This window comes from Alteromonas sp. G4i35, assembly GCF_054960375.1.
On record NZ_JBHNZD010000025.1, the window covers coordinates 1 to 12,172 of the forward strand.

Below are 12,172 nucleotides of genomic sequence, written 5' to 3' on the forward strand. Positions count from 1 at the left end.
GCAGCTCAATTGAGCTGCTTTTATTTTTTAGCCAAGTAACGGAAACCTACAAACGTAGACCTTTACTGTCGTTATCATAAAAACGAAGGTCTTCTTATCGAGACCGGTTCGCATGAGTCTAATAAAGGCTTAGTTCACATAGCCTTCATTAGCTTTCACTGTAAGTGGGTGATAGCCCGGTTTCGCTTCTTCAAATGCGCGTTTACCAAACGCCTTGCCTTCAGGTGTTTTTGATAGCTCACGATAAAGGGGCTTAACAAGCTTATTGCGCCCTATCGACACCAAGTAGCTATACAAACGATCATAGGCAGGCTGATAGTTATTCTCTACTGCGATCATCAACCAGCTATGAGCAATTTCGTTGTTTTTAGTCGAGGTGAGTGAAAACGCTGAATCTAGCTCAGCCAGCTGTGCGCTGCTTAGCGATTCGGGCATGTTGTTTAGAAAATATAGCCACTCGTGTACAGTCCACTGCGCGGTTTCAATATCCGCCGCTTTCACGTCGCCAGAAAGCCAAGCGCTTCGTGTGTCATCGATTTTAGTGAACGCATCAGATTCTGGCTGTGGCGCTCCCTCGGGAATGCCTGGTTCAAAAATCCACGTTTGGATGCGCTCCGCGTCTAGCTTATCTGGATACTGCTTTAACAAGGTATCATCTAAATAAGCAATAAACGTGTCGGTAGTAATGCTCTTAAAAGCAAAGTCTTTAAAGTACTGCATTAAGAAAGCATCAAAGTTTTCTCGGCCAATCTTTTGTTCAATTTCACGTAAGAACAGTGCGCCTTTTTCATAAGGAATATTTGAGAAAACATCGTCCGGATTGCGACCACGAAGGTCGATAGCCAGGATCTCATCATTTTCCTCTAATGCAGCAACATCATTCTCCAGGTCTTGATAACCGAGCACCGCTTCTTTTTTAAAACGATCGTGACCGTAGATCATTTCCATAATTCGGTAAGTTAAGTAGGTTGTGAAGCCCTCGTTTAGCCACAGATCACGCCATGTAGCGTTTGTTACCGTGTTACCAGACCAGCTGTGCGCCAGTTCATGAGCAATCAATGAAACCAAGCTTTTATCACCAGCAATGACCGTTGGGGTGATAAACGACAAACGAGGGTTTTCCATACCGCCAAACGGGAATGACGGCGGTAGAATTAATAGATCGTAACGGTCCCACTGGTAAGGTCCATAGGTCTCTTCTGTTACTTCTAACATCGCCTCAGTGTCTTCAAATTCTTTTGCTGCACTTTCAAGTAGCGCAGGCTCAGCATACACACCGGTACGCTCACCCATGGCTTTAAATTCTAAATCACCTATAGCCAGCGCAATAAGATACGAAGGGATAGGCTGTGGCATGGTGAACTCATATTCACCATCGCGCTCGGTGGTAGGATCGTTTGACGCACTCATTACCGCCAACAGCGCTTCTGGTGTCTTAATGGTCGCGTCATAGGTTACGCGTACTTGCGGTGAGTCTTGAAGCGGAATGAAGCTTCGCGCGTGAACCGCTTGCGCTTGGGTAAACAGGAACGGGTGCTTTTTACCTGCAGTTTGCGCTGGCGTTAACCATTGTACGCCAGACGCTTCAGGTGAGGTTGAATACGCAACCGTTACTGCGTTTGCGGAACTAGGTAACGTAATCGTAAGAGGTGTACCTAAATCAGGGTCAACCTCTCCCATTTCAAAAGGAACACTTTCACCGTCTACGGTAACACTTTGAATGTCCAATGCTCGCGTATCTAACACCAATGTGTTGTTGTCGGGCTTTTCACGCTTTACATCAAGCGTTACGTCGCCAACAAGCTGCTTGGTCTCAAAGTTTGCAGTTAGGTTTAGGCTGAGATGGGTAACCCGAATCTCATTAGGGTTCGCGAAGGAGTGATAATCTACCCCAGAGGCAATAGCCGCGTCAGCTTGGCTTGCTACTGCAACATTTTGTGCTTCAGTGTCTGAAGTCGAGCCTACGCTGACGGCTTGATCTTTGTCTGTCTTGGCTGCGTCTACATTGCTGTTGTCGCTGCATGCGAACAAAACAGGCGCGCATACGAATGTAGCCAGTAATCCGTATTTTTTCATATAACTTCCTAAAGGATGATTGATACGACCTCAGTGTATCAATCTGTTATATGACTGGCGACTCTAATTCGAAGAGCTGTGTTGTAACTGCGCTATATTTCGAAAAGCAGTAAGGGTTAACGTGAATAAGTGCAGGACAGCTACGCCATCTGACGAAGGCGTAGCTATCCGACGAGGGCATTAACTATCTGCGTTAACCGCTGACTCGTTTGCCGTTTAATTAAGCAAGGCTAATATCTACTTCAATGTTACCGCGGGTCGCATTTGAGTATGGGCATACTTGATGTGCAGTTTCCACCAAGCCTTGCGCTTGTGCTTTGTCCATATCGCCCAAATCTACCGTCAGTTTTACTGCAATAGCAAAGCCTTGTTCAATAGTTCCAATTGCAACGTTGCCAGTTACACTAATGTCATCGGCCAGCTTAATTTTTTGCGATGCAGCCACATGCTTAAGTGCACCGATAAAGCACGCCGAATATCCCGCTGCGAACATTTGTTCAGGGTTCGTCCCTTCTCCACCTGCACCGCCCAACTCTCTAGGTGTAGAGAGTTTAAGGTCTAGCTTACCATCACTTGATTTCGCTGTTCCTTCACGACCACCCGTTGCTGTTGCACTTCCGGTATAAACGACTTGTTGAAGTTTATGCATAGTTACTCTCCTCATAGGTTTATTTAAACAACTACTTTGCATGCAAAATAAATTATCACCAAACCAACTTGTAGATCAAGTGATTTGTATGCAAAATATTATTATTAAGAAAAAGCCGTATCGATAAGGGTTAAGCGTCATGTCAGAATTATTGAAGTTGGAAAATCAGCTTTGCCACCGTTTTTATACGCTGTCGAATGCATTCACTCGTGCTTACCGCCCCCTTCTTAAAGCGCTGGATATCACCTATCCTCAATATGTGACTTTAATGGCGCTTTGGGAAGATGACGACATTACTATTGCCGAGCTTTTAGACAGAACGGCCATAGACGGTGGTGCTATGTCGCTGATTCTCAAAAAGCTACAAGACAAAGGCTTTTTAGTTGTCACTAAAGATAAAGCCGACAAACGCGTTAAGCGCGTTCAACTCACTGAAACGGGCAAGAAGAAGAAAGCCATAGCAGAAGACGTGCCTGCGCAAATGCTCTGTAAGCTTAATGGCATGACTGCAGATGAAAGCCGTACGTTAAAAGTCCTACTGGACAAATTAGGCGGCTGTTTCGAGAATGCAGATTTAAACCAGTCCGGATAGATAATCACCACTCAGCCCTACATTCCCACGCTTTGCTAGGAAACTTGCCAGCGCCTTGTGAGTGGGCAATTATCTATGCGTATTGGTATTTTAACCTCTTTTTGTAATCTGATTGTCATCAGATTTTTGACGTTTTCTGTTATTATTTTCGCATTGAGCGAACAAGTGTGCGCTATAATTGTCCTAATGGACGTAGTAGGGAAAATGCTGAACTGCGCGCTTCAATTGAAAGCGCTAGTCGCTGAAATGCTCGCATTTCTTATCGAGAAAGTGCGACAAGAGGCTTTAAGGGCATTTACTACCCATTATTCTTAGAAATAAAAAAAACAGGAGCTGTGATGATCCAAGAACAGATTCAGACACAGGCTGTGCCGCAATCAAAAAGCATTCCTGCAAAAGCCTACTCTGTACTGGAAGAGTGGCTGAACAGTATTAGTCATGGGGTTGGCTTTATTGCTGCTATCGTGGGTTTAGTATTTATGTTGTATCGAGCGGAAGATACGCTCGCGTTAACTACTGCAGCTATTTATGGCTCTACACTCATTCTGGTGTTTTTAAGCTCAACCCTTTATCACGCCATTTACCATCAAAAGGCAAAGGGATGGCTTAAGCTATTTGACCACAGCGCGATATACTTATTGATAGCAGGTACTTACACACCATTGTTACTGGTTTCGATTGGTGGCGTGTTGGGTATTACTATGACCGCGATTATCTGGAGCTTGGCAATTGGCGGCGTGGCGTTTAAGCTCGTCGCGCAGCACCGTTTCCCAAAGGTATCCGTGATGACTTATTTGCTGATGGGATGGATTGCACTGGGTCTTATCTACCCTCTTTATGTCGCCCTTCCCGGTGCTGGCCTATGGTTATTGGTAGCAGGCGGGCTGTGTTTCAGTGTAGGCGTGTGCTTTTACGTGGCAAAAAAGGTAAAGTACACTCATGCAATTTGGCACATGTTCGTGATTGGCGGATGTAGCTGCCACTATTTTTCAATTTATTATTTTGTCGTTTAACAAAAGGCCCAAATTAAGCTGCTATGCCAAAACCATGTAAAAACTTATGCTAACAAACAAGCAAGACGCTGAGAAAAAGGAAGACAGCCCAACAGTAGAGCCGAATATCGCGTGGTTTTCTCTACGCGCAGGGCATATATGCCTGGGTAAAAAACCTGTTGAAAGTGATTTTGAACGCCTTAAGTCACTGGGTGTTACCCATATTGCAACGGTTCAGACCAGTGAAGAACATGCACCAGTTATACGCGACAATTCTGTCGCAGCTGGGCTAGAGTGGCTTTGGGTTCCTTTTTTACACCCGTCGTCAGAGTCCCCCACCGAAGACGTACACCTTCACCAATACCTTCATGAACTATCTCAAATGTTGACCGAAGGAGCGAAGATATACTTACATTGCGATGGCTCACAGCACCGCTGTAGCCTTTTGTTCTATGCACTTTGCCACTATTGCCGTGTTCCATCTAATAGCGCTTACAATGCGCTGCACAGCTTTGGCGCTAGTGCGGCAAATAACCTTAAGAGATCCGAACTCACATGGGCAGCAGAATTAGGGCATATTGCACCTAAAATGTAGGCCAATAAAAAGCGCGCCTTCGTTATCAACGTTCATTAACGAAGGCGCGCGTGCTGTTTTGACAAAGCAAAGCGCTCATAAGTGCGCCGAGCTTATTTATTTAAAACTGATAAATATTAGCGTTGGTGAGAAGTTTATTCGCGTCTATTTTTTCTTGAACACAGCGCACTATATCAGCACGAGTAAATACATAAATTCGGTCTTTGCGCTCGCGACTCTCGTCCATCTCAAAATCTTTCAGCACCATGCTGATATGTTCATTTTCCGGAAGACCGCGTAAGCCTGACCCAAATCTGCATAAGGTCTCGCTCATGCCTGACTCAAAACCGGCCAGAAACGTTTTGTAAGCTTGCTGCTGCTGCGCTTTACGCGCCTCCATTTGTTTAGTCTGCTCTTTTTCAATTGCTTTAAGTTCATCCTTCATGCTTTTTTCTTTCGCTTCTAATTGCTTAAGCTGCTCTCCAGACTGCTCTTTTTGCGCGAGTAATTCTTTTTTTCGCGCCTCGTCAGCGTGACGCAATTCAAAGGTAATATCTCGCAGTTCACGCTCTACTTCTCTTGCTTCCCAGGCAAGTTCACGCTGCATGTTGCGCAAGTCGCGTAAGCGACTATTGTTGTCAGCAAACGCCTGAGAAAAACGATGGCTGGTTTCTTCTGCGTAAGCTTCCCACTCTCTGGCTGCTTCAAACACAATGTCATCTACATCACTAAACGAATTTGCAGACGGAACTGGTGGTGCAGGCGGTGCAGGTGGTACGGTGGCAACTAATCCTTCTACCAGCGTTTCTATCTCTCGTACCCAGTTTCCGCTTTGGCCTCTTACTGAAAAAGTAAATACCGCCCCCTGCCCAGCAAGATAGCTGGTTTCAATTTGACTCACTCTCCAAGAATCAGTTGCGGCATTTTGTCGTAAGGACGTTTTGAGTACCCCAGACATTATTTCTAATTCATTCGATAGCGTGTCATATTTTTGCGCACTTTGTGCGTTCGCAAGACCACCAGCAGCAGAGCAAAGTAGTAAAGCAGTTAATAAACGTTTCATAATTTCACCTAATTACATTAATCATCTAGCGACGACTGTGGATTGTTTGTTTCATACGGCATGGTTAATGGCACTTCAGAACGCCTGTTAGGTAAACTTACCGCGCTGTACCCTATTTCAATGTCATCAATTTCATCCTGTAGACGCGTAAATTGGCGTGCATAGAATCTTTGATCGTCAATACGCTGCTCGTTGATAAATTTAATAAGCTCGGCAAAGTCGTGTTTGCGCTCTTCTCTACTCGACGCTAATAAGTACTTAGTAAGCTCTGCACTGCTTTGTTGCTGCTGTGTAGATAGCGCCTGAGCGTATTCTTTGAATAGTGTTTGGTTTGCTTGTTGATAGAAATCACGTTGCTCACCTAAAGCTTTAGCAACTTCCTGCGTAACGCGCTGCTCAACCATTTCATCCACTGTGTTGGCGCTTTTGTTTGAAAACGTAAGCGCTATACCGTTATCGCTATACGACAGCTTTGCGCCTGTGAGTACGGCTAACAGCGCACAGGCCGACATGGCCATGGCACACGCTGGCAAGCTAAACCAAGACGACAGCGAACGTGGTTCATCTTTCTTAAAAAAGGTCTGTTCTTTGTCCCACTGGGGAAGTGCCGGAGCAACGAAGCTTGCTCTTGCGCTGTTCAAACGGGCGCTATTTTCTACCGCCTGCGCAAATTCAGCATCTGCTTCGCACAACGCGTTAAACTGCTTTTCTTGCTCGCTATCAAGCGAGTTGTCCAGATAAGCTGAGAATAAGGCTTCTTTGTCATATAAGGTCATTATTCCAACTCCAACTTCAATTTTGCTAAGGCAGCGTAAAGTCGCGACTTAGCGGTATTTACTGAGATATCCATTTGCTGTGCAATTTCTTCGAACGTGAAGTGGCCGAAGAATTTCAATTCCACCACAGCTTTTTGGCCTAAAGGTAAAGTCTGCATAGCCTGCGTTAACGCTCTACTCTCTCGGTCGCTATAAAGCTGCATTTCTGGGCATGGTGCACCGCAAGGCGGCGCCTGTATGTCGTCAATGTCTGAATGCGGCTTTCGCTTGCGATACAGCTCAACACAGCGGCAGTGGGCAATGCGATAGAGCCAACTTTTAAAACTGCCCTCACCTTTAAAACAGGCAAGACTGCGAAACACAGAGATAAAAATCTCCTGCATTAAATCTGCTGCATCATGGCTATTCCCTGTCATTCGAATACCGTATTGATACATAGCGGTTTCGTAGCGAGATATAAGCGTAAACCACGCTTTTTTATTACCCTTTAATGCCTGTTCCACGAGTTTTTCATCTCGTTTATTAAACACGCCGTTCCCCGTTTTTACGCTCTGTTTTTTTACTTAACCATTAAGTCGATAGGCTTTGCAAAAAAGTTTGTTTAATTGATAAATAAATTGTCATTTAGGGAATAACGCCAATGAAACTGTGCTTTAAGCGATAGATGAAGAACTTCTTTGGGGTTGGTGCACAAGACAATAATTGATGTCAGCAATAAAAAAGCGGCTGAACCTACAGGCTCAACCGCTTTAGCTAAATATGAAAGGTAGCGCGCTCAGCGCCAAGCTTATTTTAACGTGGGAATAGGCAGCAGTGGCGAGATAATTTCACCAATACGACGAAACAGCTGCATACGCGTCGTGCCTGAACGCCATACTAAGCCAATCTCACGAAATCCCTGCTCTTCAGCGGGGAAGCTCTTAAGACCTGTGTGCTCAAGAATAGACTGGTTTATCGCAAGTTCAGGTAAAAAGGTGTAGCCCATTTTGCTATTCGCTAATTGCACCAAGGTATACAAGCTGCTAGCCGCTACGCTGCTAATTTGGTCGCTGTGCTGAAGATTGCACGCACTTACCGCATGCCCGGTCATACAGTGCTCTTGCTGTAGTAAGAAAATACTCTTTTTCGGCAAGGTTGAAATGTCGACAGGATTAGGTAGTTGCTCAGCAATATCTTTGTGCGCAATAAGATGGAACGGGTCATGCCCTAAGACCATCTGTTTACACCCTGGTGTTTCCATTGGCAACGCTAGAATAAGTAAGTCTAATCTGCCGTCGGTCAATTGCTGTAGCAACTTCTCCGTCGTGTCTTCCTGCATTTCCAAGTTGATCTCGGGTAAAAATGCAGAAAACGCTCCCATCATTCCTTCAAAAAGAAACGGCGCAATGGTTGGAATAACACCTAATTTTAAGGTGCCTCGCTGCCAATTGCCTGCGTTTTGCGCATACTCAACCAGCTCTCCCGCTTCCTGAAGTAGCACTTTACTGCGTTCAACGATATCTAGTCCCAACGATGTAAACACAAAGGTTTTATGTTCACGCTCAAGAAGCTGGCTTCCGAAGTGCTCTTCAAGGTTCTGAATGGCCGTACTCAATGTTGACTGACTTACGTTACAGCGCTGTGCAGCACGGTGAAAATGTTGCTCTTGATGTAGCGTCACCAAATAGTGCAGGTGCTTAAGATTAGGCCATTTCATGGGCATCTCACAATTATTTAAAAAGGGATTAAAAAATATTGGATTAATCTAACATAAAGATTAAATAGCGCCTAGGGTTGATACCCATGGTTAACGAGAGCGATCTTCTATTATTCACAGCTGTACATATACAACATCCTAAAAAAGAGGTAGATAATTCTGTTTATTGTGCAATCTATAAGAAGCTTTTGAGAATTTGACATTTCCCGCTGGAAAGCCCCAATAAGTAGCGTTAGGATTAAATTAAAGCGTTATACGCAACATATTTTTACAGCGAAGTAAGACCCGCTCTTGTATCATTCAGTCAATAGAGCGATTAACTATTGAGGGCAGTATGAAAGGACATTATAAGAACATTTTATGTGTATTAAGCGACTCTCATCGTCAAGATGATACGGTAGCCCAAGCACTCCATATCGCCAAAGCGCACCAAGCCTCGCTTACCATTATGCTTTCGCTAGAATCTTTGCCGCCCAACGCCAGTATGGTCATGGAGTCTTTCTCTTATGTTGATTCTCAGCAAACCATGGAAACCCAAGCCCAGCATTGGTTAAAAGAACAAGCGGAAAGCTGGGGAAAACACTATCCTGTGTCTACCGCGGTAACGGTAGGTCAGCCGCTTATTGACGTTGTGCGTTATGTAAAAAAGAACAATATCGATCTAGTAATTAAACGGGCAGAAGAGAGCTTTCTAGATAAGTTATTCGGAAGCTTAGATATGCGTTTATTCCGCAAATGCCCTTGCCCGGTTTGGATCATTAACCACAAGCCTCGCAGTCAGTACAAAAACGTAGTTGCAGCACTGGATTTGAACTATCACTATCCTCAGCATGAAGTGTCTATTAGGCGCGATCTTAATCGCGACATTTTGCGTCACGCAAGCCAAATAGCCTTGCTAGAATTTGCACAGCTGCACATTGTCCACGTTTTCGATGCGGTTCCTGAAAACATAGCAAGAGACGGGTTTATATCGGTTGATAACGACAGAATGGAAACCGATCTTGCAAAAATCCATGCCGAGCGTGAATCGGAACTAGACAAATTGCTTGAAGAACTAGGCAATGAATTGGATGACAATGTATTAGAGTATTTGAAACCTCAGAAGCACATTGTTCACGGTTACCCTCGAAGAGAAATTGCAGCCACAACCACATCCCTTGATACCGACATTATTGTTATGGGCACAGTGGCACGTTTAGGTGTGCCTGGCTACATCATGGGCGACACCGCAGAAGAAACTATCCATCAGCTTAAGTGTGCCATTGTGGGTGTTAAACCCCGTGGCTTCGAAACGCCTATCTCTATTGATTAGGTTATTAACTCAACAAACAAAAAGGCCGTGCTTCACTTCAAGCACGGCCTTTTTTAATTCTTTTCGCTTAATACGAACGTTTGTAAGCGCTGTGTTTTACGCTACGCCAAACGACGCTTTAAGAATGTAGAAGAAAATAATCGAGAGGATTGCGCCTGCAGGCAACGTAACAATCCACGATACGACGATATTTCTCACAATGCCTAGGTTAAGCGCTGATACACCACGCGCCAGACCTACACCTAGTACCGCTCCTACAAGCGTTTGGGTAGTCGAAATAGGTAAACCCGTACCTGATGCGATAACTACCGTACACGCTGCAGCGAGTTCTGCTGCAAAACCGCGGCTTGGTGTTAAGTGTGTAATACCTTGACCAATGGTCTTGATAACGCGATGTCCAAATAGCGCAAGACCCGCAACAATACCTAAACCACCAAGAGGAAGGATCCAAGGTGCAAGCGTAGTGCTAGAGTTAATTTCGCCGCCACTACTTACTACGCTAACTACCGCAGCCAATGGTCCAATAGCGTTAGCTACATCATTTGAACCGTGGGCAAACGCCATACAACAGGCTGTTACTACCATTAGAAGTGCGAATACTTTCTCAACGTTAGCCGCCTGTAGGTCTGCATCTTCAGAACCGCTGAACTTCATACGGCCGATAAACCATTTACCCAAGAAGCCCAACGCTACGGCAATAGCAATCGCCAGCACATATCCGTTAACAGCGCTTAGCTCTAAACCAACGTGCTTAAGGCCTTTCTTGATAGTAACAAGCGACATCACAAAGCCCGCTAATGCCATATAGAACGGCACATAACGCTTAGCATTTGCAAACGGAGAGGCAGTTTGGAAGATGAGCTTGTGCGCGCTCATGAAAATAAGATAAGCAATGATGCCTGAAATAGCTGGGGTTACTACCCAACTACCAACAATACCACCCACTTTGTCCCATGCTACTGCGTCCATGCTGACGCCAGTGGCAGTAAAACCGATGATTGCACCGATAATTGAGTGAGTGGTAGATACAGGCCACCCCAACCATGACGCTACCGCAAGCCAGATTCCAGCTGCAAGTAGTGATGAGATCATGCCTAATACAAGGTATTCAGGTATGTCTATAAAATAGGTTGAGTCGATAATCCCTTTTCGAATGGTAGACGTTACTTCGCCACCTGCTAGGTAGGCGCCAGCAAACTCAAATATCATTGCAATGATAATGGCTTGTTTTATGGTTAAAGCTTTAGAACCTACTGACGTACCCATTGCGTTGGCAACGTCATTCGCTCCAATACCCCATGCCATGACGAAACCAACGCCGGCGGCAAGGATTATAAGAATTAGGCCATAACTTTCAAAAAATTCCACGGATAATCGCTCCCGATCTAAACGCGATTTAGGCTGGACGCTACTTGAGTAAGTAGCATGATCTCTTCACCACAAAGGCTAGAGAATGAAGTTAAAGACAAATTGTGTTTTATCATAAGGTTCGATTAAATTTTGCACGATCTGTTCTTGGCTGCGGCGCATGATAACGTAATCATGTTAGAAGCCATAGCGAAAATCACTGAAAAACGATAAAAGTATGCGGAATTATTTGAATGCGATGATAAATCCACCAAATATTTCAGTTTTATGACAAATAAATTTCGCATGTATCCATATTTGAATATCAATACGCAAAGTCGCACTGACCATTTGGACAGGATTATGTCAAATCTTCCAATTTTTGTTGCATATTTTCCAACGGTGTATGCCTAACATCGGTACCCCGAGTAAGATAAACCACATACTCACACACATTCTTACATCTATCGCCAATGCGCTCTAACGAGCGCATTGCCCACAAAACATCCAACCAATCCTGCATGTCGTCGGTGCTTTTCTGCATTTCGGAGGTGGTATACGACAGCAGACGCTTGTATTCACTATCAATGCGGTTGTCTTGGTCGTACACCTCTAATGCCGCAGCCTCATCCTGACGAGCAAAAGCGTCGAATGTGCCGCGCATCATGGCGGCCACGCGCTCGCCAATGAGTAACATGCTGCTCTTAATGGTATCTGAGCTCGGCAACTTATTGCGCGTTACTAGTTTGGCTATACGCTCGATTTCATCGCCCATTCGCTCTATATCGGTAATGGCTTTGGAAATGGTCATAATTAAACGCAGATCGCTGGCGGTAGGATGACGTTTTGCAATAATGCGCAAGCACTCTTCGTCAATTTGAATTTCCATGGAGTTAATTTTTAAGTCGTTCAACACCACTTTTTCAGCCAGAGCGGCATGATTGTGCTTTACCGCTTTTAACGTATCCACCAGCTGCTGTTCAACTTCGCCCGCCATGGTTAATACCGAGTTACGCAAGTTTTCCAACTCGATATTAAACGTACCCGAAATATGCGTGTTTAAGGCTACCTGTCGCATGGTGTTTTCTCCTCGCG

General features: G+C 44.8%; 12 protein-coding genes. 4 read left to right on the forward strand and 8 right to left on the reverse strand.

Going from position 1 to position 12,172, the window contains the following annotated elements; all coding sequences use genetic code 11:
• Nucleotides 1-129: 129 nt before the first annotated feature.
• Both ACFI6L_RS15830 and ACFI6L_RS15835 read right to left on the reverse strand, forming a co-directional pair.
• Nucleotides 130-2,076: a M1 family metallopeptidase gene (locus tag ACFI6L_RS15830; protein WP_462574396.1), complete on the reverse strand. Its 1,947-nt coding sequence runs from the start codon at nt 2,074-2,076 to the stop codon at nt 130-132.
• A gap of 220 nt (nt 2,077-2,296) precedes the next feature.
• Nucleotides 2,297-2,725, reverse strand: a complete 429-nt coding sequence (locus tag ACFI6L_RS15835; protein ID WP_462574397.1) for an organic hydroperoxide resistance protein — start codon at nt 2,723-2,725, stop codon at nt 2,297-2,299.
• A gap of 139 nt (nt 2,726-2,864) precedes the next feature.
• On the opposite strand from ACFI6L_RS15835, the gene ACFI6L_RS15840 reads away from it, so the two are divergent.
• The 3 genes from ACFI6L_RS15840 to ACFI6L_RS15850 all read left to right on the forward strand — a co-directional run bounded on the left by ACFI6L_RS15840 (nt 2,865) and on the right by ACFI6L_RS15850 (nt 4,904).
• On the forward strand, nt 2,865-3,317 hold the full coding sequence (locus ACFI6L_RS15840) for a MarR family winged helix-turn-helix transcriptional regulator (protein WP_075176036.1): 453 nt from the start codon (nt 2,865-2,867) through the stop codon (nt 3,315-3,317).
• 338 nt (nt 3,318-3,655) lie between these two features.
• Nucleotides 3,656-4,330: a PAQR family membrane homeostasis protein TrhA gene (trhA, locus tag ACFI6L_RS15845; protein WP_462574398.1), complete on the forward strand. Its 675-nt coding sequence runs from the start codon at nt 3,656-3,658 to the stop codon at nt 4,328-4,330.
• Nucleotides 4,331-4,376: 46 nt separating this feature from the next.
• A complete protein-coding gene (locus ACFI6L_RS15850) occupies nt 4,377-4,904 on the forward strand; it encodes a protein-tyrosine phosphatase family protein (RefSeq protein ID WP_156077947.1) in 528 nt (175 codons plus the stop codon).
• 100 nt (nt 4,905-5,004) lie between these two features.
• Here the strand turns inward: ACFI6L_RS15850 and ACFI6L_RS15855 are convergent, their stop codons facing one another.
• The 4 genes from ACFI6L_RS15855 to ACFI6L_RS15870 form a co-directional block, all read right to left on the reverse strand.
• Nucleotides 5,005-5,946 (reverse strand): hypothetical protein, encoded by a 942-nt coding sequence (locus ACFI6L_RS15855; protein ID WP_014978448.1) that lies wholly within the window; start codon nt 5,944-5,946, stop codon nt 5,005-5,007.
• 17 nt (nt 5,947-5,963) lie between these two features.
• Nucleotides 5,964-6,722: an anti-sigma factor gene (locus ACFI6L_RS15860; protein ID WP_156085983.1), complete on the reverse strand. Its 759-nt coding sequence runs from the start codon at nt 6,720-6,722 to the stop codon at nt 5,964-5,966.
• On the reverse strand, nt 6,722-7,252 hold the full coding sequence (locus tag ACFI6L_RS15865; RefSeq protein ID WP_156085982.1) for an RNA polymerase sigma factor: 531 nt from the start codon (nt 7,250-7,252) through the stop codon (nt 6,722-6,724). The genes ACFI6L_RS15860 and ACFI6L_RS15865 overlap by 1 nt, the downstream gene beginning before the upstream one ends.
• A 257-nt stretch (nt 7,253-7,509) precedes the next feature.
• Nucleotides 7,510-8,418: a hydrogen peroxide-inducible genes activator gene (locus tag ACFI6L_RS15870; protein ID WP_156085981.1), complete on the reverse strand. Its 909-nt coding sequence runs from the start codon at nt 8,416-8,418 to the stop codon at nt 7,510-7,512.
• 334 nt (nt 8,419-8,752) lie between these two features.
• Here ACFI6L_RS15870 and ACFI6L_RS15875 point away from each other — a divergent pair, with 334 nt between their 5' ends.
• Complete coding sequence (locus ACFI6L_RS15875) at nt 8,753-9,730, forward strand: universal stress protein (protein WP_462574400.1); 978 nt, start codon at nt 8,753-8,755, stop codon at nt 9,728-9,730.
• A 96-nt stretch (nt 9,731-9,826) separates the two neighbouring features.
• On the opposite strand, the gene ACFI6L_RS15880 is transcribed toward ACFI6L_RS15875, so the two are convergent.
• Nucleotides 9,827-11,098 carry an inorganic phosphate transporter gene (locus ACFI6L_RS15880; protein WP_039224609.1) on the reverse strand — a complete coding sequence of 424 codons (1,272 nt, stop codon included), beginning with the start codon at nt 11,096-11,098 and terminating at the stop codon, nt 9,827-9,829.
• A 340-nt stretch (nt 11,099-11,438) separates the two neighbouring features.
• Nucleotides 11,439-12,155 carry a phosphate signaling complex protein PhoU gene (phoU, locus tag ACFI6L_RS15885; RefSeq protein WP_462574402.1) on the reverse strand — a complete coding sequence of 239 codons (717 nt, stop codon included), beginning with the start codon at nt 12,153-12,155 and terminating at the stop codon, nt 11,439-11,441.
• Nucleotides 12,156-12,172 lie beyond the last annotated feature (17 nt).

Coding starts and splice junctions, on each gene's coding strand:
- ACFI6L_RS15830 (WP_462574396.1), bottom strand. CDS start 2,076: ATGAAAAAATACGGATTACTGGCTACATTCGTATGCGCGCCTGTTTTG.
- ACFI6L_RS15835 (WP_462574397.1), bottom strand. CDS start 2,725: ATGCATAAACTTCAACAAGTCGTTTATACCGGAAGTGCAACAGCAACG.
- ACFI6L_RS15840 (WP_075176036.1), top strand. CDS start 2,865: ATGTCAGAATTATTGAAGTTGGAAAATCAGCTTTGCCACCGTTTTTAT.
- trhA (WP_462574398.1), top strand. CDS start 3,656: ATGATCCAAGAACAGATTCAGACACAGGCTGTGCCGCAATCAAAAAGC.
- ACFI6L_RS15850 (WP_156077947.1), top strand. CDS start 4,377: ATGCTAACAAACAAGCAAGACGCTGAGAAAAAGGAAGACAGCCCAACA.
- ACFI6L_RS15855 (WP_014978448.1), bottom strand. CDS start 5,946: ATGAAACGTTTATTAACTGCTTTACTACTTTGCTCTGCTGCTGGTGGT.
- ACFI6L_RS15860 (WP_156085983.1), bottom strand. CDS start 6,722: ATGACCTTATATGACAAAGAAGCCTTATTCTCAGCTTATCTGGACAAC.
- ACFI6L_RS15870 (WP_156085981.1), bottom strand. CDS start 8,418: ATGAAATGGCCTAATCTTAAGCACCTGCACTATTTGGTGACGCTACAT.
- ACFI6L_RS15875 (WP_462574400.1), top strand. CDS start 8,753: ATGAAAGGACATTATAAGAACATTTTATGTGTATTAAGCGACTCTCAT.
- phoU (WP_462574402.1), bottom strand. CDS start 12,155: ATGCGACAGGTAGCCTTAAACACGCATATTTCGGGTACGTTTAATATC.